This window comes from Paenibacillus sp. sgz302114 (assembly GCF_056120345.1).
This window is the reverse complement of the sequence record NZ_JBVYOI010000004.1, coordinates 407,274-429,043: the sequence shown is the minus strand read 5'-3', so window position 1 is coordinate 429,043 and position 21,770 is coordinate 407,274. Positions and strand designations below refer to the sequence as shown.

Sequence of the window (21,770 nt, the reverse complement as noted above, 5' to 3'; positions counted from 1 at the left end):
GGAATCTTTGCCCTCAAAATAGTTTCAACTTCTAATCCCTTTTGAGGAATGGCGAGTAGATGGGTAAAATCACATCAACAATGGTTCCTTCGTTGAGCGTGCTTTCGATGTGAATACTCCCTCCGTGTTCGTGGACAATCTTGTTGCTGACCATTAGGCCTAATCCCGTCCCCTTTTCTTTGGAACTATAAAAGGGTTCTCCGATGGATTTAATTCGTTCCGCCGAAATGCCACCTCCTTGGTCTATAAATCGAATTTTGATAAACTCTGAATCATGGCATAGAATCTGTGTTTTGATGATTCCACCGTTTGGCATAGCGTCAACCGCATTCTGGAGAATGTTAATGAACACGTGCTTGATTTGATTCTCATCGCAGTAGATACGTGGTACTCCCGAGTCGTGTTCTTCAATAATTTCAATGTTGTTTAATATGGATTGTGTACTGAATATCAACACCACCCGTTGTAAAACAACCGCCGCATCAACTTCCTGCATTTTCGGAGTTTGAGGTTTGGCAAGTGTTAAAAATCCCCATAATATGGCTTCCAATCTCCGAACCTCAGATAGAATCAATTCAATATACTCGGGTTTTTCGTTGCCTTGGTGTAACAGCTGGGCGAATCCCTTGATCGAGGTTAGAGGATTTCTAAACTCATGTGCAACTCCTGCCGCCATTTGACCTACAATCGAAAGCTTTTCAGTTCGTAGAAGGAGTTCTTCTGCCTTCTTTCGTTCCGAAATATCACGAGACCCGTACACGCATTGCACTACTTTGCGATTTTCATCAAATATAGGAGTGCCCCTGGTCTCGATATATACCCAACTGCCATCTGCTTTTTTACACCTCCACTCAAAATCGAACGTTGATTCTAATGTAACCATGTCATCGAATTGCCTTTTAACGTACGCAAGATCATCAGGATGAACGAAATTAAAAGCAGTATTTCCTTCAAATTCGCTGGACGGAAACCCCAAGACCAATTCATGGGACGGCGAGGCGTATAGAACTATACCTTCCATATCCACGATACCGACTAAATCCTGGGTATATTCGGCAACAAAACGATACTTCTCAGCCGTTTGTGGCGGGGTCCAATCGGGATGTTTCATTGGGTCAAATAATGGTTTGGTCACACCTTTCTCCTCCTATAGAACATTTCATTTAGCGCGAGTAGACCTGGCTCTGCCAGCGCTTTATCTATCTTCGCTCTATTGTATCATCAAATCCATTGAGGAGAGAGAAAGGTTGCGTTCAACTGCCCCGTTAGAATTCCTGTAAAACGAATAATTTGGCGTTTGGTTTGCCTTTTTTTCCAGTGTTATACATACTCCTATGCAGAGGCGGCACACTAAGCAGAAAGAAGGTCGGGAGGACCGCAAGTGCCCAGATTCAAGTGGCTCCGCAAATCGATGGTAATCCCTATACCCCATAACAAAACGCTCGTCAGAACGCAGCAGAGCAACGAACTGAGCGACGAACAGACCGGAGCACAGGCCGAAACCGGCTCTGACATCGGATCCCGGATCGCCTATTTGCGATGCAGATTCTCGGAGAGCTCGGATGTTGTCTACCATACGTTAATAACGCCATCCGGCTTGTCCTGTGCTCTTATTTATATTAAAGGCATGATCGATCAATTAACGGTGGAACAAACCGTGCTTCAAGCGTTGGTTGGCATCGATCCCGGGATGAAGGACGAAGAGCTGTACGCCATGCTATTCGCCAGCAAGCAATTGCCGATCGCGAAGCAGACGATTTGCAATTCGATGACCGATGCGGAGAGGAGCATTCTGGACGGGAATCCCGTGCTGATGGCAGACGGCGAGCCGAGAATGCTCAGCCTTTCCATAGGCTCGTCCAAGCAGCGTTCCATCGACGAGCCGCCGAATGAATCGGTCATTCGAGGGCCGCGCGAAGCGTTCATCGAGGACCTCGAGACGAATATCACCCTGATCCGAAAGCGGCTGAAGACGAATCGCTTTACGATCGAAACGATGCATTTCGGCAAGGAGACGCACACGGCCGTCGCGCTCGTCTATCTGTCCGGCGTATGCAAGCGGGAGCTTGTCGACGAAGCGAAGAAACGGCTTTCCTCCATCGAAATCGACGGCGTGCTCGGTTCCAGTTATCTTGAAGAATACATCGAGGACAATCCGTATTCGCCTTTCCCTCAATTGCAATATACCGAACGCCCGGACGTCGCCTGCGCCGCGCTGCTGGAAGGGCGCTTCGCGCTGATCGTCGACGGCACGCCGATTATTATTCTGGCTCCGGTAACGATGTTCATGCTGATGCAGTCCGCCGAAGATTACTATCAGCGTTATATCGCGGCATCCTGGATTCGGTTGATCCGCTATGTCTTCCTGCTGATTTCGATACTGCTGCCATCCTTTTACATAGCGATCACGACGTTTCACCCCGATATTATTCCGGAGCGTCTCTTGGTAACAGTCTCCGCCGCAAGGGAAAGCGTTCCTTTCCCCGCCTTATTGGAGGCGTTCATCATGGAATTGTCCTTCGAAGCTTTGCGTGAAGCGTCATTGCGCATACCGAAGGTAATCGGTCAAGCCGTCTCGATCATCGGCGCGCTGATCATCGGAACCGCTGCGGTGCAAGCCGGCATCGTCTCCGCCAGCATGGTCATCATCGTCTCCATGACCGGCATGGCTTCATTCATTATCCCGCACTACGATCTAGGGCTCGCTTTTCGGCTGATACGTTTCCCGATTATGTTGCTTGCCGGGTTATTCGGCTTGTTCGGCATCGCCTGCGGCATGATCCTGCTGTACTTCCACCTCATCGAGCTGCGGTCGTTCGGCCTTCCTTATCTGGATCCGCTCACGCCGCGCAATAAGGGCGACCTGAAAGACGTGTTCGTCCGGGCGCCATGGTGGGCCATGAAGTCAAATCCGTCATTCTCAGGCGCGTACAAGAACGGGCAGCGCACCGGCGGCCGGAACTGGGCTTCGGGCAATGAAGAGGAGGAATGAGGGCGATGAAGAAATCGACGATTCGCATACTCAGCACCGGTGTTCTCGTTATCGCAATGGCCGCAGCGTTGTGCGGCTGCTGGTCAAGCGTCGAACTCAACGAACGGGCGTTTGCTCGAGTCATGATTTTGGACAAATCCAAGGACGGTATTGAACTTACTCTCGGCTTCCCGCTGCCTAACCGCATAAGCGGAGGCATTACAAGCGGATCTTCAGCATCGACGGAGCCGCCGTTCGCGCTCGTTACGAAGATTGGCCGCGACCTCGGAGAAGCTTACCGGCTCATTCAGGCCGATTTGTCGCGTCAGATCACCTATGGCCAGCTGCGGAACATTCTGATCAGCAAAGCATTCGCGCAAGACGGGATATATCCGATCGTCGATTTCCTGATGCGCGATACGAGCATTCACATTAACGCCAACATGTATGTGACAGACGGTCCCGCGAAGCAAATCGGCCGTATTCCGCTCACCTTCGAGCGGTTTCTTACCGATATCTTGACCGCCTATGCGAAACAGCAAACTACGTTGAGGACAACCGTTAAAGACGTATTAATGACCACGACGATAGGCGGGGATTTCGTGCTTCCTATGCTCGTATTCGGCCAATTTGGCGCGGAGTCGGAGCGCGGGGGACAGCATTGGATGGGAACGGATGGGGCTGCACTGTTCCGGCAGGGGAAGTTCGTGGCGCAGCTCGATTCCCAAGAAACGAGGGCGGCCTTGTGGATCATGGATGAAATTGGGAAGGGAGTTATGCGGGTCAAATCTCCATCGGACGGCAAGATAATCAGCTTTCTGCTGTTTAGCAATGAATCGCGTGTTAAACCGGTTTTGAAAGGAAACCGGATACGGTTCGTTATCTCCTGCAAAGGTTCGGCGAAAATCATTGCCAGCGAATCTGCATTGGATGTCACCGACCGGAAGAACCTAGCGACGCTTGAGCAGCGGGTCAATCAGACATTGAAGGAGCGTATTCTCCGTACCGTTTCGCAAACGCAATCTGAGCGATCGGATGCTTTCGGATTCGGACAGCTGATTCGGTGGCGGCAGCCGAGAACTTGGAATCGGATCAAAGGTAACTGGCGGGACATTTATCAGAAACAAGTTGCCGTCGATGCCAATGTCGCGATCAAAATCAAATGGTTCGGCGGCGCGCAGAAACCGATCTGGAATATCGATCTATCCGACAAAGAGGTGAGCGGATGATCGCCGTTACCGTCGTCTTTGGTTGCATCGCGTATTTCGAATGGCGGTACCTCCGTCAGCATCATCGGAGCAAGCGCACGATTCGCATTGTCTTCGGCATGCTCTCGCTACTGTGGGTGATCGTGTTTGCAGTCGCTATGGCGCGGAGCCGTTTCTTGCTGGGTCCGGCGATCGCAAGCCTGTTCGAGCCGTTGCAGCGGTTGCTATTCATAACTTGATGAAGGAGGCTGGACAATGAAGACCATTACGCAGCTCCAAGTCTATACGTTGTTCACGCAGTTTCTCTTCTCGACGGCGATCGGCTTCTTCATCGGTCCGATCGTCCGGACGGCTGGTTTCATGTCATGGATCAGCGTCATCATCGGCTTCGGGATCGGTTTGCTATTCGGGTTCTTCACGTATCGGCTTCTTCTGAAGAGACCCGATGAGTTTCTCGGCACATACGGCAAAGAGATCATTGGCAAATGGCCTCATTATCTCATCGTCGGCATCGCCATCCTGATTAATCTGTTTATGGCCGCGCTTATTCTTCGCGAGCTGACCGATTTCATCGTGCAAATTTATTTGCCAGGGACGCCGGGCTGGGCGGTCGCTTTATTATTCGGCATCTGCATCGCTCGCGGCACGCGTTCGGGCCCGGTCAGCTTCTTTCGTGGTGCGCAGGGACTATTCCTCTTCAGTGTCATTGCCGTCTTTTCGTTCCCGCTGTTCTCGATCACCCAACTCGATAATAACAAGCTCGCGGCATTACTGACGGATTTCCAGCCGCATGGGATATGGGAAGCTGCGATTCTGTCGGGCGCACTCTTCAGCGAAATGACGGTTTTTATCTATTTGGTGCCTTGCTTTGAACACAAGGAAAATACGTTTCGGACGCTCATGTGGGCTGGCTTGACTGCCGCAATCGTCACGATTGCGAATATGATTGCCGTACTTCTCTTGTTCGGTTCCGATCTTACGGCCGGCATGACGTATCCAACGCTTGAATTGATTCGGTACATGAGAGCAGGCTCTTTTCTGGAAAATCTCGATCCGATGCTGATCGTCTTCTGGCTGTTCAGCATGCTGCTGAAGATCGGACTGTTCCTGCTAATCGGCACCATGCTGCTCGCCCACGTATTCGGCCTGAAAGACCATAAGCCCTTTTCCTTCGGCATGGCCGGCGCCATGATTTTCCTCTCCATCCTGCTCTTTGATTCGATGGCCGATATCGAGAGGATCACGAATCACAGCGAATCCGCCATTCTTATTCTGAAGGGGTCGCTGCCAACGCTTTACTTTCTCGTAGACTGGCTGCGCTCCAGGAAGGGGAGAAAGATTGATAAAGTAGACAAGTTATTGAGCTAGTTGGCACAATAGCCTCGCCCTCGCCTCGACCGAATACGAGTTGTGTCAAAAAACTAGCTGCTGCTGATATTATTTTTTTGGCAACGGGTATGAAGTTGTGGGGAGAATTACGCCCGAGGATAGGATCGTGCATATCTCATGATAGTCTTAAACACTTTTGGATCCTCATGTTTCTTGAAGATATACGGATCAGGACTAGTATTCACTTCAAGGATCCAGGGATGCAAGGTTTTATCCAGCGCCACATCAAGTCCGACAACGTAAACGCCCGGAAATGCAGATTTCATCGCTCTCCCGACTCGAACGCCTAGTTTGGAGAGTGATTTCAACAAGCTTTTTGCTTTACTCGTATGCGGAGTCAATAGCCGTTTTGCCTGGACTAACCTTCCGCCATTATGGAAATTAGTCACGATTTTATTTTTGGCTGCAACCCTTCCAATAATCCCCGTTGTCTTCCACCTACGATCTGGAGAATATTGAACCATGACACGAAGGTCAAATCTCCCCCCTTGATGCTTGAGTAGATGAATGCCCTTCTGCACCAAATACCGTTTTCCGCCAGTGTGACGTAAAAGGGATTTATACATAGCATCGTAGCTTACGAATGTATGGATCTTTGCCCCTTTTTGAAACTTATAACCACCTGATCTACGCTCAACCCGCATAACACCATTTCCGAACGTTCCAACGTCGGGCTTAACATATACCATATTATAGCGTTTCAACTTATTGAATAACGATGACTTAGTCATTCTGCGCGTATCAGGCACATGAGCTTCGATTGCTGCATGTTTGCGTATTGCGTTGGTTTTTACCCACTTACTATATACGTGTCGTGGCATTTCTTATCTCCTTTCTATGACATGTCATGCTCCTGACTTGTTATTAGGTGACTGAATTCCTGCAACAATTTATTCACCTTAGTAATTCGAGAACTGGACTATTTGCATAAAAATAAAAATTTAAGAAAATCGGACGATCTTTTTATCGAAGAAAAGCAAAAAATGCCGATTGAATGATTTCATTCATGACGGCATTTAATATTGAAATTTATTCACGAAATGATCTTGGCAACCAAAAAGGCGATTCCCGCCGCAACTCCTCCGACTAGTGCGGTTTGAATGGCACTTTTGAGTGGTTTTGAACCCGTAAATTTCCCTTTGACGTAACCAAATATAAACAAAGCCATTAAGGTTGCGACAACGGAGACTAATAAAGCTGAAATGGCGCGATGGATGAGCATATATGGAATTAACGGAATAATTCCACCCACAATGTAAGATAAACCGATCGTCAAGGAACTGTTCCGAGCTCTCTTGGGCTCGGGCTTTTCAAGTCCTAGCTCGAGTTTCATCATGAATGCAACCCATAGATTCGGATCAGCGCTTATCTCTTTTACCGCTTGTTCAACATTTTGCTCCTGTAGACCCCAGCCCCTCAGAACCTCGGCCACTTCTTCCCTTTCACGTTCCGGAACTTCAATGATTTCTCGTTTTTCTCTCTCCAATTCGTTCAAGTAATGCTCTCGGTCCGTTCTTGCAGCCAAATACCCGCCTAGTCCCATGGCGATAGAACCTGCTGCGATCTCGGCAAGACCCGCTATGACGACGATATTTGTACCAGACACCGAGCCGGAAAGTCCGGCGGCAAGTGCAAACGGAACCGTCAGCCCATCCGACATTCCAATCACGATATCTCGAATCGCATCTGATGCGGTGAAGTGTTGTTCACGATGCGTTGAATTTTCCAAATGATTCAAAACGATTCTCTCCTTACACTAGCGCGCCGTCGTTCCAATCTCACCACGTTTACGCTGTTTAATAGTTGTTTTTTAATGCTCTTGCACGGTCTGGTTGGCACGACTAGCAGATTTATCCATTAGATAAACGAGACCGCCGACGGCGAGGGTTGCCGCCGTGGCCAGGAAAGCGGAGCCTCCGGCATGCAGCCAGAGCACCGGAACCCAAAGAACCCCGAGCGTACGGTGTACGGTTCGCATCCATTTATTTCGTATCTTATTGATAAGATACCCGTAACCTGCCAATGCGATCAAAATTGCAAAGCCAGCAAGACCCGTATAAATATGCTCATCGTTTATTTTTGTAAATAAGAAATAGATGCCATGGGCCGCAACCAGGATGAACGTTCCCCAGCCAAGCAGCTTATGGAGTGAGTAAAACAGCTTACCAGCCTTTCGGACAAGCATCGACGGAGACTTCCGCTTTTTCTTAAACCAGAACCAGGAGAAGCTTGCAGCTCCAACAAATAAAGCTATCGTGCCGAAAGTCGAAAAATAACCGTCAAATGCGCCTTCATCTCCTCTTTCTGGCCGATGGCCTCCAGCAAGAGGTTGCCCCCCTTTAACACCTTGCGAAAAGCGCTGATGGAGCTCTTCCCTAGATGGAGCGTAAACGTAATAGCACACGACAAGAATTACCGCTGCGACGAGGGCAATGGCCGCAGGAATCCAAACTTTTTTGCTTTTGCTCATGGCAGTCACCTCTGTACAGTAGATAATGGTTTCGATTTCTGTTTTGATGATGGTTTCGAGGTCGACTTCGGTCGGTTCGCGGTTAAGCGCTGCATCAGCAAATGAAATAGATTTCCGGCTAGCAGCCCGATAAAGAGATACATTAAGCCTCCATAAAGCGCATATATGACTGATCCGGTAAAGGCAGCAATTACACCGAACACGACTTGATCCCTGATCTTGGCCGGTGATGTCGGAGGATCAGTCAGCATGAAGCAACCGAAGAATAAGGACGCATTGATGAACGGCGGTCGAAGCGCATCAAAAGCATCTCCTTTATGAAAATACGCCATTGCCAGCAGCATCGTGAATGAGGTCATGAAGAACACGAATACTTGGGGATACTTATTCACGCGATTCGTTACTACATATCCTCCGATCAGCAACAGCGGAATATACCAGCCGGGAAGGTCCCCGAAGGCGCCCCACCAGCTCTGTTCGGCGTGAAAGATGGGAATAGACAAGAAAAGTCCGAATGCGGCTGGATTAAATATCGGTTTCTTCTTAGATACAAGAAGATGTTTAGAAATAATCGAAAGGCCTGCCGTGCTTGCAATAATTGGCCAAGCGGTATTCAGGCTTAATATCATCGCGACGATGAGTCCTGTAATTGCAGCGCCGTCTGGTATGATGCGTTTCCGCTTCTTGATGAGTGCGAATATGACGTCAACGACTACTGCTGTACCAGCTGCTATTCCTCCATTTTCAATACCGATCAGGCTGTGCGTCGCCCAAGAAGCGATCGAGAGATAGACCACGATGGCAATAAGGACATAAGCTTTAGGCGTTTTGATCCATTGGGCCGTTTTCATTCTAAATTCCTCCGATCCTCTTGATTCGTAAATCCGACGTCAGGATCAGTCCTTGCAAGCCAGCATCCGCAATCAGAGCGATCCCTTCTTCTCCACCTATCGCAAATGCCGCGGTAGAAAATGCATCCGCCATCATAGCGTAAGGAGCAATTACGCTGCAACTAATCCATTCGTTTGGCGATTGTCCTGTATCGGGGCGAACGATGTGATGTTCACCTGCATCTACTTCGCTTCTTCTCTCATAGCTTCCAGAGGTACATACTGCGGCGTCGGTAATGAAGAGCGACTGCAGAATGCCGTTTGCTATCGTGGGATTGCGGATGCCGATGGTCCACTTGTCATCTTGTTCGTTAGTACCACCCGCATACAAATCGCCTCCAGCGTTAACGACGAATCCGGCACATCCGCTGAGTTCTCTAGCTGCCAAGTCGATGCGAACCCTTTGGCAGTGGCGCCTAAATCCAGAATGAGTGGTTGATGCAAGCATAAAGTACGATTCGCTTCACTCAGCTCAATGTCCCGGTAAGTGGCAGAGCCGTCGACATTGCTGTTCGTCCTTTCACCCGTCAAATAATGGCGGTTGAACCCTTTCGACTCCAATAGCCGACCGATGGTGGGATCGAATGAGCCATCCGTCCATTCTGCCATTTCCAGTGCAAACTTAAGCGGCTCGAACAAATACGGGCTGATCGCTGTCGCTTCTCCGATCCTGCGGCATGCTTGCATCAACTCGCTCTCTGGACTGAAACGGCTGCACGCCCTTTCAACTTGCCGAAAGGCATCAAATGCTTTGTTAATGCAGGAATCGAGCTCTTCCTCCGACATCTCGTTTCCGATGCGGGCTTCGATCTGGACAATCGTATCCATGAATAATTTGGCTTTCTTCATCGGTGCCTCAAGCTCGAAGCGCCTGATTCAGAGCATCCTGTACGGCGTCCGAGAACGCGCGAGTGCTGTATGTCGCGCCTGAGACGTTATCTACGTTCGCGCTTTGAATCTTCAATACCTCTTCCGGCATTCCGACAACGTCGTCGATGGAATAGTGCATAGCGAAATCACTGATCTCAACGTCTGTGATCCGATCATTCTTTATGGCAACTGTCACTTGGATTGTGCCGCGTCGATTGCTCCCCATTCCGATGTAAGCTCCATTGTTGTACTTCGTGGTTATCTGGCTTTGGGAATCGGACACCTGTGCAGAGTCGCTTTCCAAGGTGCTGCTTGATACCGACGGACCGCTATAAACCGTGTTGACCAGCATGTTAGACTTATCAATCTCCGTCGTCCAATAACCACCGGCATAGACAGCGGCAATAGCTGTTGAGCACAGTACCACCCACTTTTTGTTCATTCTCGCCATCGTATGGCCTCCGTTCGGACAAGGTTTCTTAACTTCACATTGATTAATGTAAGACTTATTATAATACTGCAAGCTTAAATTAATTTTAAAAAACAGCCGCATACGGATAAGCAAATACCCATAAAAAGGAAGCTGATAGTTGCATGAGAGTTCTCGTGGTGGAAGATGATCCATCCCTACTCGGTATAATACGAGGCGTATTCGAAAGCGAATTGTTTCAAACCGATACAGCGGAAACGGGCGACGACGGCTATTTCATGGCGCAGCAAGCCATCTACGATCTTATTGTGCTTGATGTCATGCTTCCAGGAATGAGTGGCGTTGACATCGTTCGTAGTCTTCAAAGCAATGGTCATACGGTTCCAATCATCTTACTGACTGCCAAAGACGCTGTGAAAGATCGCGTGGCCGGATTAGACGCAGGCGCAGACGACTATATCACGAAGCCTTTCGCCGTAGAAGAGCTGCTCGCCCGTTCTAGAGCCGTTCTGCGACGTCGTGGCACTCTTGGAGCGGAGGGGAATCTTACTTACGGTCCGTACCGTCTTTCGCCGGCTTCGCGCGAAGCTTTTATCGGTCAAACTCTACTCGCCCTCACCTCAACCGAATATGAGTTGTTGGAATTTATGGTTTGCAATATAGACCGAATTCTTACACGCGAACAGATATTTGACCGAGTGTGGGGATTTGAATCGAGAGCGGGCATCTCAGCGGTCGATGTCTACGTCCACCACCTCCGCAAAAAACTGGCTGCCGCTGGAGCCGAGCACTGTTTACGAACCATACGGGGAATCGGGTTCATGCTGAAAGGAGAAGTTGATGTTTAATAACGTCCGCGTACGATTAGTCGTTCTGAATGCAGCTGTACTCTTTATCATCCTGGTTGTGCTCAGTTCCACCCTCTATTTACACATGCGGTACAGATTGTATAAGGAAACAGATGAGGTGCTGCGGAACGCAGCTGAACAGATCGACTCTGCTCGTGATGCGGAAGCGATTCTGAGAAAGGAGCACCGTGTACTGGAGCAAGATGACCGAATAACATACATCTTCCGGGATGCTGAGGGTCAAATTCAAGGCCAGTCACCCACCCAAACTTTCACGCAAGCACAGATCGACACTCTTCTCTATCATAAAGGTACTTTCTCATATGAAACGCTCAAAGTCGGTGGAGACCGTTATCGCGGTTTTCTCACACCCTTTCCTCAAGCGCCTCGAGGTGAAATCGAGTCGCTCACAGTTCTCACGAGTCTCGAGGACGACGATAGCACGCTCCATTCCCTGCTGCTCGACATCATCACGGGCGTAGGCTCTGGAGTCCTAATTTCGATTTTCGCTGGTTTTTTCCTTGCGGGCCGAGCATGGATTCCGATTCGAAAAGCCTGGGACAAGCAGCAGCGATTCGTTGCGGATGCGTCCCATGAGCTCCGCACGCCGGTTTCAGTCATTCGTGCACAGGCCGAGCTGTTGCTCCGTTACCCAGCTCACTCGATCGAGAGGGAAAGCGACAATATTGCCGTCATTCTGAAAGAAAGCACCCGCATGAGTAAGCTGCTCGAAGACTTGCTGACTTTAGCTAGGTCCGATTCCAATCAGTTAGAACTAGAATGCTCGATGTTCTCGTTGGACCGTGTGCTGCTGGATTTGACGAAGCAATTCCAGTTGCTCGCGATCACCAAAGAGATCGGTATCGATGTATCGCTCAAGGAGCCGCTACCGTTTTTTGGGGACGAAGGTCGCATCCGGCAACTCCTAGTCATCCTCTTGGACAATGCACTGAAATATACGCCGTCTAACGGAAAAATCGAGGTGACCGGCAAATCTTCCGCTCATCACGTAACGGTTACCGTTTCAGATAGCGGCAGAGGTATACCGAAGGAAGAGCTCCCCTATCTGTTCGAGCGATTTTACCGAGGGGACAAGGCACGTTCACGAAAAGAAGGCGGCACCGGGCTTGGGCTTTCCATAGCCAAATGGATTGTCGATGCCCACGGAGGTACCATCCGTGCCGATTCCCGAACTGGCAAGGGTACGCGATTTGAATTGCGATTTCCTCGCAAAAATAAGGCAGTCTTGTAAATCCAAGATTGCCTTGTGGTTTTCCTTGAAATCTTTAATGTATATTGACTAGAATTGTTTTCAAGAGCCGAATCTAACATCTGGATGTCATCAGTATGCGATTCCCTACCTTTCGTCGGGAACGAGATCAAGTTGTTGTCAATTTAGGAAATGGGATCAAGTTCTTGTCATTTGGTTTTGACAAGAACTTGATCCCATAATTAAAAAAGCGGCGATTTCGCGGTCTTTGATATTGTCTATATGTCCGTTTCAATTCTTCTAGTGTGCTGCCAACACCGATTTGTTTTTACCGAAGGGGCATAATCTGAATTAAGGAGAATATGATTAATTCTTTGCACATTCATCAAGATCGCAAGCACATGGGTAACAATTCTCCTTTTTCGGATATTTTAACCAGACACCCTCTGCTTACTCATATACCGGCGAACTCATTCTGGAGAAAGAAAACAAAACATCGTGCAATGCGGGTAATTCCAGGTCATGAGGAATGTCAAAGCTGTTTGAATATATGGCATCAAGGCCTTGTTCGAAGAGAAGGGCGAATACTTCTTGAACGGAACGATATAGATTAAACTTCGGTTCCCTCGTCCGGTTGGCCAAATATCGGATTATATATGCAATTGTCGCTAATTGCTGCTGTGAAATGATCGTATCCAAGCGAGAAACATCCACCGTATCTTTGCCCAGATGAATCGTATTACCGCCGACATTCACATATTCGAAGATCCGATTACTCTCCGCATCCCTTTTGAAGGTGGAAAGAGAGTCCGTTTTCACCCATCTCTCCAGCTTCCACTGCACCTCATGTTCATCTTCTCTTTCGTAGAATTCATATGAATGTTGCTTGAATGGCTTTAATTCGCTATTAAAGTTATGCAGGGTATAGTTTTTCATCATGTACACATTATCAGCCAAATCCAGATATTCACTGGTTCCGCCAATAATAAGAATGGTCGAAACCCCCGCTTTGTCATACAAATGACGGACGCGATCCGTAAAAGGGACGATGGGATCATCTTGAATAATTTGCTTCATTCGGGAATCGCGTATCATAAAGTTGGTAGCTGTTCGGTCTTCATCAATCAGCAATGCTTTGCATCCGAAGGATACGGCCTCGATAATATTGGCCGCTTGCGAGGTGCTTCCGCTGGCATGCTTGGAACTAAAAGCCTTGGTATTGGAATGCGGAATATCCCGTATAAAAGGCGTAATGTCCAGGGAAGTTACACTGCGACCATCCTCCGCAATGATTTTGCAGCTTCTCTCTTCGGTTATGCAGTATTCGCGCCCATCCCCAGGAACATGATTGTAAATGCCCGATAGCATACTGTCTAACAGAGTGCTTTTCCCTGAATAACCTCCTCCAGTTATAACGGTAACGCCTTCGGCGATCCCCATTCCTTTAATAACAAAGCCGTCCGATAATGTAAATTCGATTTCATCTTCAGTCGGGGAAATAAATGGAACAGCCTCGCCTAGCGGTTTGTCTCCTTGCCCCCGTGGGAGAACGCTGTTATTGGCTATAAAGCATGTCAGCTTCCGCTCCTGCAATAAACCTCTGATCTCTATCTGTCTTCTATACACGGTATTAAATTGAGCGCAGGCATCATTGTCGAAAAAGTCAACAAAATCTCTGATCGCCTTTCCTAATTCCTTTCTCGCGATCTTCACGGATAATTTGCCTGCAACAACATTCCGTTTCTCCATCATGTGCACAGGGAAACGGATGACCATCGCGAGATTCAGCATGTCATCTTTAAAAAAACAGCTGTTGCGGACAATTACTTTTTGGTTAGGTTCATGAACGTATATTTTGCCCGTAAATTTCTCTTTCCCCGTCTTATGCTCTTGTGCCAAATCTATCTTTTCGATAAGAGAAACAAAAGCCCGCAAACAAAAGTCGGCCGTTGATGCATCTAAAGTTCTGTCGCGGCGTTCTAGGCTTAACATCTGGGCGGGAATCTGAAGCGTAAACTTTACAAATTCAGGTTTTGATTTATGCGTTTCATTGCAAACTATCGTGACTCCATTGTATGAATAAACGTTATCGTTTTTATATAAGGCTCTTAATGAAGTCACATCGGAGAGATCACATGAGCTTAATAATTTGATGAGTCTGTTAATAGCCATTCGCCTCCTGTTGTTTATGGCTATAATTGTGACATTTCCCCCATTTCATTACAAAGTAACTTTTTTATTTAACCGTTTTTTATCATCATGTTCCTTCCGAGACTCAGAAAGCTAGTCGAGCATGTAAGAAAACCCTGAAGAGACCATGCCCAATTTTCATAGCAGAGTGTATCGAGAGATAAATAGAAAAAGAACCGTGCCAAAGGCACGGTTCTTCAGATCGCACAAATTTGCGGTTCCAGGGTCTTCCGCATTTTTATCAAGAATTCAAGAAGTTAACCGGCATTACGCCAAGATTTTACCGCCGGAAGGACCGCCGTAATTGAAAAAGGTGCAGTGGCTACTCTATTCGCCATTGCACCTTATCTGTCTTTAGTCGATTAACCGGTTATGAACCCTGATTTTATTTGTTCTCTAAATCTCGAACTTGCAGCTGTTGTTCCTGAACTAAAATACGCCCTGGCCAGAAGGCCAATTTTCCCAGCAGCAACGTAATTGCTGGAACAAGGAAAGGCCGCACAATAAAAGTATCCAAAAGAACACCAATCGCGCAGATAACACCAAACTGCACCAATACTTGTATAGGCAATGTTGCCAGAACGGCAAATGTGCCTGCGAGAATCAAACCTGCTGAAGTAATGACATTGCTCGTTTGACTGACTCCTAATCGAATCGCATTCTTTAGATCTAGACGGTTCCTCTCCTGCCAAATACTAGATACCATGAAAATATTGTAATCTTCACCAAGCGCAACAAGAAATACAAAAGCATAAAGCGGGATCAGTCCTTGGATCGCGGTTGTCCCCATAAAATAATGGAGAATGAACCATCCAGCCCCAAGCGCGGAAAAGTAAGATAACAGTACCGTCGCTATCAGATAGACGGTCGCTACTATCGATCTCAGGTATAGAAGTAACAATAGTGCGATGACGCCTATAACCACAGGAATTACAATTCGCGTGTCGCGGTCAACAATTGTTTTTGTATCATATTGAGCAGCTGTTTCTCCCCCGACCCACACGCTTGGCTTGTCAATGCCGGCTTGAAACAACTCGTGTTCAACGAATGTCCGAATCTCGGGAATGCGCCGAATAGAATCCATCGCATATGGATCTTGATTGAAAACGAGTTCATAAGCTTGGTACTTTGAATTTTGCTTGCTTGTTGCGGGCTCCGAAACTTCAGCTAAGTACGTAAGCTTTGAGAGCCGGGGCTTCAGATTCATGTCTTTCCCGTCTGTATCAATCACGAGTTTCACAGGTGCGAGTGAACCAGGCGAAACGTGGCTGGATATGATAGAGAAACCTTCTCGAGAAGCCATTGATGATGGAAATGACTCCAGCAAATTATAGGTGAACTTGATTTGAGGAACAAAAGCCGTGAGCCCGATGAGAACGATAAAACTAACCAATAAAACAATCCGTGGTTTCGCTATAACAAGGCGTCCTAATGCAGAGCTTACTTTTCCAATCTTCTTTTGCTCTCTTATCCGTCTTCCCTTGCGCGCTTCCTTCTTCACTCTCATCTCAGGTGTTAGCGGGATAAACGGAAAGAAGGATTTGCGACCAAGGATTGCAAGTAGTGAAGGAATGAGAGTCAAACTGGCCAGCGCCATAATAAGAATTGCCAGACTGAAGGGAATCGCAAATCGGTGATTTGAACCGTAATGAGCAAACAATAGCCCAAGTAGCGAGACAATGACGGTGAGTCCGCTCATTCCGATAGCTCCAGCAGAGCCGCCAATCGCTATTCTTAATGCTTGATGCTTATCCTGTGTCTCCAACAACGTTTGTCTATATCTAGCCACAAGGAAAAGACAATAATCCGTACCTGCGCCAAATAGCAATACGGTCATGATAGATATCGATTGAGCATCTACTACAATTAATCCCTGCTGCGCAAGCAAACCCAGCAACGGCGAAATAATCCCATACGCAAATCCAACGCCGATTAAAGGTACAATCGCTAAAATTGGAGATTGATAAAGCAAAATAAGAAGAACCAGTACAAGCAATACCGTAGCCATCAGCAGTGCAAAGTCCGCGCCTTTGAATAATTCTGTCGCATCGGTTTCGATTCCGACAGGACCCGTAATTCTTAAATGCAGCTTAGCGTCCTCAAGATTCACTTCCGAGAACGGATCATTGCCCAATTGTTTAGCAACCATTTGCTTTAATTTCGTCATACTGGATTGAAGAATTTCTGTTTCCGTTCCTTCCTCGAAGGCAATAGGCAAAATAAATAGCTTCCCGTCCTTGGAAATCATAGATTTTATTGATAATAAAGGCATCTCATGAAAAGGCGGCAGCGCTTGTTGAGCTGGAAGCGGTGTATCCGAAAGCTGCTTTGTCACCTTTTGAACGGAAATCAAGTCTTGCTCAGTTAATCCTTGACTTCGGTACCAAACAACGAGTGCGGGGACTCCCTCTTCGTTTGGAAAATACTCATGAACGGTCTGACTCGCCTGCAATGACCAGGAATTACTTGGTAATTGCTGCGCTGCGTTATTTTCCTGAGAGTTGACGCTTGGCAAAAAAACAGATGCTATGACTGTCAACATCACCCATACCAATAAGGTAATCCACTTGCCTCGGCGTCCAGCTACAAATCCCCCAAGTTTGTTGAATAGAGAGCTCTCGTGCATAGTTAAAAAAACCCCTCCCAAAAAATCTGTTCCTTGCACTTTAATTATATATACTGGATAGTTAATTAATCAATGCTTTATTCCGAATTTCATGTACTATTTCCATCGTTATTTAGTTAAAATGTTAAATATATTGGAGAATGGATTTACAAGGAACAAAAGTCATGAAAGGTTGTTATCTATGAAGAACTCAGGCAGCAGACGTTTGGGAAGACCTCCCCTTTCCGAATCGCAAACACCAATTACGGAAAAAATTTTATCAGCTACTAATAAACTGTTTCTTGAACGAGGATATGAAAATGTGAGCATGGATGAGATCGCAAAAGCGTGCGGGATTACAAAAGCATCTGTCTATTATTACTACCCCACGAAAGCAGAGCTTGTGGCTGCGGCATTGCTGTCGATGATGGAGAATATTCGTAATGCAACCTATGCCATTCTACAAAAGCCAGTATCTTTGGATGCAAGACTGTTAGAAATCACAACCATTCATTTGCGAGTGACCTCCTTCGATTTTGAGACGGTTATGCGTAAATTAGAAGGTATCCTCACAAAGGAACAAATATTAGCTATGCGCAAAGCTGAAGAAGCAATTGCTCTTACGTTAGCTGATGAATTTAAGAAATCGTCGGATGCCGGAGAAATCGGCCATATTGATCCAATAATTGCTTCTCATGCCTACATGAGTCTTCTCATGCTGGGGCAGGCGAAGAACGCGAGTGGGACGTCTCTTTTCCAAAGTAAAGAAGAAGCGGCACAACAGGTGATTTCCTTGCTCTGGTACGGATTGTATCCTAAATAAATGGCTTCATCTCAGTATATCCATATTTTGCACATTAGCTATTCGGTTATTCTCACCTATTTATGGTGTAGTGAATATGATGACATGTGCCTATTATTTGCCCACCTTGGAGGAAAGTTATGAATGATGTGAATCCTTATTGGAGAGCCCCTTCTCTTGTTCCCGTCTGGCTCACCACCCCCCAGCAAGCAGTTGAACTGATTAAGGAGTCTGTGCAAGGAGAACGAAGTGACGAGCTATTTTACGATCAGTTGATCAGGCTGGCACCGAATGCGCAACAAGCTGCCATCATCGCCTCGATAAGAGACGATGAACGGGGTCATAATCGTATGTTCAGGCAAATGTACAAGGACTTAACTGGCTATGAAGTCACAGGGACATTGAACGAAGAAACTCCTATCGTGAACTCTTACATGGACGGCTTGCAACAAGCATTCGACGGCGAATTAGCCGCGGTTGAGAAATATAGAAAGATCTGGTTTGCTCTCCCGAACGGTATCTATAAAGATACCTTGTACGGCATCATCGTGGATGAACAGAAGCATGCTGCTAAGTATAATAACTTGCTAATTCGTAATATGAGTATTAGGCACTATCATAGTACGTGGTCATAAAATATCGGTGCTCAGAACAAAACCCGGACAATTGAAAAAGCTAAGCTGCCAACGCGCACCGGTATTCAACCGGTGCGCGTTGTTTTAATTTGGCTTGAAAGAGACGGTAGTTGTAAGGGGAGATGTAATCTTCCACAGCTTGTGATCGCGGTCTTGTCTCGCCTCGCTCTGTAGCTTTGCAGCTCGCTATTTTGCCATTTCTTCACCCACCCCTTCAGTTGTGAACAGTTACGAATCCCCATTTTGAATTCATCCGAATACGAATGAAATGTTTGTCCCATTATAGCCATAAAAATATAAATATCCCCTCTAATGTTTCACTCAAACCTCCATGATAACAACATGACGGTTTTTTTTGAGTGCCTACTTGAAGGGGATAATACCAAGAACGCTGCATGTAATATATATGTTCTTGCCCTTTTACAAATGCACAACGATCGTTCCGGATTCCACGGTGACAGGATAGGTCTCCATTTCCGGGACTTCCTCCACTTCAACCGTCACATCATATGTCTTGACCAGACATTCGTGCGGGTCGAAAATCGATTTGCCGGTGGTGATGTCAAATTCCCAGCCATGCCATGGGCAGCGTACGATCTCGCCCTCCCGGCCGTATAAATATACCCCTGGGGCAGATGGAAGTGTCATACCGGTTACGGTACCGACGCAAAGAGGCGCTCCTTGATGCGGGCAGCTGTTTTTGAGGGCGATTGCCTCCTTTACTAAAGCTTATAAAACTCTTTCGCATTATCGAAAAATATCCGGCGGTGCAGCGACTCCGGCAGCTTCGGGAAAGCGCGGGTCGGGGAATCGAAATCCAAGTGCGGATAATCGCTGGAGAACATAAGAATATGCTCGGCGTCGAACAGCCCAGCGCCTCGCTTGAGCAAAAAGGAACCGCTCGTCACCTGCACTCTCTCATGTTGATTTAATTATTAACAAAGAAGGAGCAAGCTCCTCTAAAAAATGGAGAGCTTACTCCTTCTTCAACTTTTTCAGTGATCTCTGTAGGCGAGGACTTTCGCAGTATTGTTCCTTTTCTGGTTTAACCTCTTACTTCACCAGATAATTCTGCAATATTCGATCCCAATGACGATGCTGCGCGATCGCTTCAATAAATGACGTGAAGAATGAAGCGTCAACGTTTTCTTGCGCGGTAAGCAAAACGCCAATAGGCTGCGCCCCATCGCCTCCTGCAGCATATACTGCGTTTGCCGCAGTAAGCAGACGCATGCCATCTCCAGTAGCAGCAATAGTCTTATAATGCTGAAACGCTTCCCGAACAAATCCCGCTGATGCAATGTCGTTGAGCAATTCGTCCACGCCTTGCGTTCCGCCGGAAACATAGACAGCGTCATACAACACTGACGCAGCCGTAAGCAGAGATTGCTGTGGCTCGATAAGCGTACCATCATCGCCTCTTACCGGTACGTGATTTTTAGCCACAATGTCCGCTGTTACTTTCGCTTCGGTCAACGCTTTTAACAGTGCTTGAATCTCTGCCGTGTGGTAACCCGTCCCGAGGATCACCGCAACCTTGCGTGTAGCAGCTGTCTTGGTCTTTGTCATCATGCTAAGCGAAGGAGATATTGCTGTCGGTGCTGCCGCGACGCCTTTGGTTGGAGTTGCTCCGATGCTTTCGGCTATCCGCTCCGCGAGTTCCTCTGCCACATGGCTGAACACATCAACCACGCGTTGCCTAACTTGTGTTGACATCACTTTGCCTAGCTCGAAACGGAATGCGTCTACGATCTGACCTTGCTCAATCGGAGACATACTATGCCAGAACATCGACGCTTGGCTAAAATGATCATCAAAACTATGGCTTCTAGCCTTGATCTTTCGCCCTTCTAATTTCTCCTCGTAATGGCGATAACCGCCCTCGCTCGGCGGTACCTGCGCCGGATCATTATTTTCCAAGCTGTTCTTATGATAGCTTGTCTGTCCCGGATTGATTGCCATCCGGTGCATGCCGTCTCGTTGATTGTTATGTACGGGCGCGATCGGACGATTAATCGGAATTTCTGCAAAATTAGGGCCTCCGAGGCGAAGTAGCTGCGTATCGGTATACGAGAATAACCTTCCTTGCAGCAATGGATCGTTCGTGAAGTCGATACCTGGAACAAGATGGCCTACGTGGAATGCCACCTGCTCCGTCTCCGCGAAGAAATTATCCGTGTTTCGGTTCAGAGTCATTTTTCCTACGATTTGCACCGGAACAATTTCTTCCGGCCATAATTTAGTCGCGTCCAATATATCGAAGTCGAAGCTGAATTCATCCTCCTCCTTCAGGATTTGAACGCCGAGCTCGAATTCAGGGTAGTTGCCCTGCTCGATTGCATTCCACAAATCGCGGCGGTTGAAGTCCGGATCCTTACCGGCTACCTTCTGCGTCTCATCCCATACCAACGAGTGCACGCCTAGTTTCGGCTTCCAGTGGAATTTGACGAAATGGGACTTACCTTCCTCATTAATGAAACGGAAGGTATGGACACCGAAGCCTTCCATCATGCGAAAGCTGCGAGGCAGGGCTCGTCCCGACATGACCCACATAATCATATGGGCGGTTTCCGTATTCGTTCCTACGAAATCCCAAAACGTATCGTGTGCCGATGAAGCTTGCGGAATCTCGTTGGGCGGCTCGGGCTTAACAGCATGTATAAAGTCGGGGAACTTAACCGCATCTTGAATGAAGAATACCGGCATATTATTGCCAACGAGATCATAGTTCCCTTCCTCTGTATAAAACTTAACAGCAAAACCGCGTACGTCCCTTACCGTATCGCTTGAGCCCCGTGACCCTGCCACAGTGGAGAATCTAACAAACAACGGAGTTCGCACCGACGTATCGTTTAAAAACTTTGCCTTTGTGTACTGGGCGAGCGATTCGTACAGCTCAAATTCGCCATGCGCACCAAAGCCTCTCGCATGTACGACACGTTCGGGAATACGCTCATGATCAAAGTGAGTCATCTTCTCCCGGAAGTGGAAGTCTTCCATTATAGTCGGACCACGGGGACCAACCTTCAGGGAGTGTTCATCATCCTCGACCCGCAAGCCCTGATTCGTCGTTAGAAACTCGCCTTTATCTATTACGCGATAAGCATCCAACTGCTTCTGCTTGACGTTATCCTTCTCGTTCATCTGCTATACCTCCACTTCAAGATTTGGGATAGTATCCGTTGTTTCATCCCTAATTATCCAGTAGAGTTTACTCATCGGGTACATTTACAGCAGCAACAAATCGGATTA

General features: G+C 47.5%; 21 protein-coding genes. 8 read left to right on the top strand and 13 right to left on the bottom strand.

The annotated features are described in order from the left end of the window. Positions 1-31: 31 nt before the first annotated feature. Complete coding sequence (locus AC0LWF_RS14075; RefSeq protein WP_474652155.1) at positions 32-1,135, bottom strand: ATP-binding protein; 1,104 nt, start codon at positions 1,133-1,135, stop codon at positions 32-34. A gap of 246 nt (positions 1,136-1,381) precedes the next feature. Between AC0LWF_RS14075 and AC0LWF_RS14070 the strand changes: the two genes are divergently transcribed. From AC0LWF_RS14070 to AC0LWF_RS14055, 4 genes are read left to right on the top strand one after another with little or no spacing between them, the layout of a single operon-like run. After that, positions 1,382-2,992: a spore germination protein gene (locus AC0LWF_RS14070; RefSeq protein ID WP_474652154.1), complete on the top strand. Its 1,611-nt coding sequence runs from the start codon at positions 1,382-1,384 to the stop codon at positions 2,990-2,992. Between the two features lie 5 nt (positions 2,993-2,997). Beyond that, positions 2,998-4,200: a Ger(x)C family spore germination protein gene (locus AC0LWF_RS14065; protein WP_474652153.1), complete on the top strand. Its 1,203-nt coding sequence runs from the start codon at positions 2,998-3,000 to the stop codon at positions 4,198-4,200. After that, complete coding sequence (locus AC0LWF_RS14060) at positions 4,197-4,418, top strand: hypothetical protein (protein WP_474652152.1); 222 nt, start codon at positions 4,197-4,199, stop codon at positions 4,416-4,418. The genes AC0LWF_RS14065 and AC0LWF_RS14060 overlap by 4 nt, the downstream gene beginning before the upstream one ends. Positions 4,419-4,434: 16 nt before the next feature. After that, on the top strand, positions 4,435-5,547 hold the full coding sequence (locus tag AC0LWF_RS14055; RefSeq protein WP_474652151.1) for a GerAB/ArcD/ProY family transporter: 1,113 nt from the start codon (positions 4,435-4,437) through the stop codon (positions 5,545-5,547). 107 nt (positions 5,548-5,654) lie between these two features. On the opposite strand, the gene AC0LWF_RS14050 is transcribed toward AC0LWF_RS14055, so the two are convergent. From AC0LWF_RS14050 to AC0LWF_RS14020, 7 genes are all read right to left on the bottom strand, one after another. After that, on the bottom strand, positions 5,655-6,389 hold the full coding sequence (locus AC0LWF_RS14050; protein ID WP_474652150.1) for a YheC/YheD family protein: 735 nt from the start codon (positions 6,387-6,389) through the stop codon (positions 5,655-5,657). A 212-nt stretch (positions 6,390-6,601) separates the two neighbouring features. Then, positions 6,602-7,306, bottom strand: a complete 705-nt coding sequence (locus AC0LWF_RS14045; protein ID WP_474652149.1) for a VIT1/CCC1 transporter family protein — start codon at positions 7,304-7,306, stop codon at positions 6,602-6,604. Positions 7,307-7,378: 72 nt separating this feature from the next. Then, complete coding sequence (locus AC0LWF_RS14040; RefSeq protein WP_474652148.1) at positions 7,379-8,038, bottom strand: hypothetical protein; 660 nt, start codon at positions 8,036-8,038, stop codon at positions 7,379-7,381. 5 nt (positions 8,039-8,043) lie between these two features. After that, on the bottom strand, positions 8,044-8,889 hold the full coding sequence (locus AC0LWF_RS14035; protein WP_474652147.1) for an RnfABCDGE type electron transport complex subunit D: 846 nt from the start codon (positions 8,887-8,889) through the stop codon (positions 8,044-8,046). 1 nt (position 8,890) lies between these two features. Further along, on the bottom strand, positions 8,891-9,259 hold the full coding sequence (locus tag AC0LWF_RS14030) for an FAD:protein FMN transferase (protein WP_474652146.1): 369 nt from the start codon (positions 9,257-9,259) through the stop codon (positions 8,891-8,893). Further along, positions 9,193-9,777: an FAD:protein FMN transferase gene (locus AC0LWF_RS14025; protein ID WP_474652145.1), complete on the bottom strand. Its 585-nt coding sequence runs from the start codon at positions 9,775-9,777 to the stop codon at positions 9,193-9,195. The genes AC0LWF_RS14030 and AC0LWF_RS14025 overlap by 67 nt, the downstream gene beginning before the upstream one ends. A gap of 7 nt (positions 9,778-9,784) precedes the next feature. After that, positions 9,785-10,249 (bottom strand): FMN-binding protein, encoded by a 465-nt coding sequence (locus AC0LWF_RS14020; RefSeq protein WP_474652144.1) that lies wholly within the window; start codon positions 10,247-10,249, stop codon positions 9,785-9,787. Positions 10,250-10,392: 143 nt separating this feature from the next. Here AC0LWF_RS14020 and AC0LWF_RS14015 point away from each other — a divergent pair, with 143 nt between their 5' ends. Together AC0LWF_RS14015 and AC0LWF_RS14010 are read left to right on the top strand one after the other, a co-directional pair. Beyond that, the gene (locus AC0LWF_RS14015) at positions 10,393-11,076 is read left to right on the top strand and encodes a response regulator transcription factor (RefSeq protein ID WP_474652143.1); all 684 of its coding nucleotides are present in this window, start codon (positions 10,393-10,395) and stop codon (positions 11,074-11,076) included. Then, on the top strand, positions 11,069-12,328 hold the full coding sequence (locus tag AC0LWF_RS14010) for a sensor histidine kinase (protein ID WP_474652142.1): 1,260 nt from the start codon (positions 11,069-11,071) through the stop codon (positions 12,326-12,328). Before AC0LWF_RS14015 ends, AC0LWF_RS14010 begins: the two co-directional genes overlap by 8 nt. Before the next feature lie 408 nt (positions 12,329-12,736). Here AC0LWF_RS14010 and AC0LWF_RS14005 read toward each other — a convergent pair whose 3' ends face one another. Together AC0LWF_RS14005 and AC0LWF_RS14000 are read right to left on the bottom strand one after the other, a co-directional pair. Continuing rightward, positions 12,737-14,458 carry a P-loop domain-containing protein gene (locus AC0LWF_RS14005; protein ID WP_474652141.1) on the bottom strand — a complete coding sequence of 574 codons (1,722 nt, stop codon included), beginning with the start codon at positions 14,456-14,458 and terminating at the stop codon, positions 12,737-12,739. Between the two features lie 403 nt (positions 14,459-14,861). Continuing rightward, entirely contained in the window at positions 14,862-17,102 is a 2,241-nt protein-coding gene (locus AC0LWF_RS14000) for an MMPL family transporter (RefSeq protein ID WP_474652140.1), read from the bottom strand. A 181-nt stretch (positions 17,103-17,283) separates the two neighbouring features. On the opposite strand from AC0LWF_RS14000, the gene AC0LWF_RS13995 reads away from it, so the two are divergent. Together AC0LWF_RS13995 and AC0LWF_RS13990 are read left to right on the top strand one after the other, a co-directional pair. After that, positions 17,284-17,904, top strand: coding sequence for a TetR/AcrR family transcriptional regulator (locus AC0LWF_RS13995; RefSeq protein ID WP_474652139.1), 621 nt, complete (start codon positions 17,284-17,286; stop codon positions 17,902-17,904). Between the two features lie 119 nt (positions 17,905-18,023). After that, complete coding sequence (locus tag AC0LWF_RS13990; protein WP_474652138.1) at positions 18,024-18,518, top strand: ferritin-like domain-containing protein; 495 nt, start codon at positions 18,024-18,026, stop codon at positions 18,516-18,518. 420 nt (positions 18,519-18,938) lie between these two features. Here the strand turns inward: AC0LWF_RS13990 and AC0LWF_RS13985 are convergent, their stop codons facing one another. The 3 genes from AC0LWF_RS13985 to AC0LWF_RS13975 all read right to left on the bottom strand — a co-directional run bounded on the left by AC0LWF_RS13985 (position 18,939) and on the right by AC0LWF_RS13975 (position 21,662). Further along, a complete protein-coding gene (locus AC0LWF_RS13985) occupies positions 18,939-19,229 on the bottom strand; it encodes a Rieske (2Fe-2S) protein (protein WP_474652251.1) in 291 nt (96 codons plus the stop codon). Between the two features lie 11 nt (positions 19,230-19,240). Next, positions 19,241-19,426: an amidohydrolase family protein gene (locus AC0LWF_RS13980; RefSeq protein ID WP_474652137.1), complete on the bottom strand. Its 186-nt coding sequence runs from the start codon at positions 19,424-19,426 to the stop codon at positions 19,241-19,243. Between the two features lie 145 nt (positions 19,427-19,571). Next, on the bottom strand, positions 19,572-21,662 hold the full coding sequence (locus AC0LWF_RS13975) for a catalase (protein WP_474652136.1): 2,091 nt from the start codon (positions 21,660-21,662) through the stop codon (positions 19,572-19,574). Positions 21,663-21,770 lie beyond the last annotated feature (108 nt).

Coding starts and splice junctions, on each gene's coding strand:
- AC0LWF_RS14015 (WP_474652143.1), top strand. CDS start 10,393: ATGAGAGTTCTCGTGGTGGAAGATGATCCATCCCTACTCGGTATAATA.
- AC0LWF_RS14065 (WP_474652153.1), top strand. CDS start 2,998: ATGAAGAAATCGACGATTCGCATACTCAGCACCGGTGTTCTCGTTATC.
- AC0LWF_RS14005 (WP_474652141.1), bottom strand. CDS start 14,458: ATGGCTATTAACAGACTCATCAAATTATTAAGCTCATGTGATCTCTCC.
- AC0LWF_RS14010 (WP_474652142.1), top strand. CDS start 11,069: ATGTTTAATAACGTCCGCGTACGATTAGTCGTTCTGAATGCAGCTGTA.
- AC0LWF_RS13975 (WP_474652136.1), bottom strand. CDS start 21,662: ATGAACGAGAAGGATAACGTCAAGCAGAAGCAGTTGGATGCTTATCGC.
- AC0LWF_RS14040 (WP_474652148.1), bottom strand. CDS start 8,038: ATGAGCAAAAGCAAAAAAGTTTGGATTCCTGCGGCCATTGCCCTCGTC.
- AC0LWF_RS14035 (WP_474652147.1), bottom strand. CDS start 8,889: ATGAAAACGGCCCAATGGATCAAAACGCCTAAAGCTTATGTCCTTATT.
- AC0LWF_RS14000 (WP_474652140.1), bottom strand. CDS start 17,102: ATGCACGAGAGCTCTCTATTCAACAAACTTGGGGGATTTGTAGCTGGA.
- AC0LWF_RS14025 (WP_474652145.1), bottom strand. CDS start 9,777: ATGAAGAAAGCCAAATTATTCATGGATACGATTGTCCAGATCGAAGCC.
- AC0LWF_RS13995 (WP_474652139.1), top strand. CDS start 17,284: ATGAAGAACTCAGGCAGCAGACGTTTGGGAAGACCTCCCCTTTCCGAA.
- AC0LWF_RS14055 (WP_474652151.1), top strand. CDS start 4,435: ATGAAGACCATTACGCAGCTCCAAGTCTATACGTTGTTCACGCAGTTT.
- AC0LWF_RS13990 (WP_474652138.1), top strand. CDS start 18,024: ATGAATGATGTGAATCCTTATTGGAGAGCCCCTTCTCTTGTTCCCGTC.
- AC0LWF_RS14050 (WP_474652150.1), bottom strand. CDS start 6,389: ATGCCACGACACGTATATAGTAAGTGGGTAAAAACCAACGCAATACGC.
- AC0LWF_RS14020 (WP_474652144.1), bottom strand. CDS start 10,249: ATGGCGAGAATGAACAAAAAGTGGGTGGTACTGTGCTCAACAGCTATT.
- AC0LWF_RS14060 (WP_474652152.1), top strand. CDS start 4,197: ATGATCGCCGTTACCGTCGTCTTTGGTTGCATCGCGTATTTCGAATGG.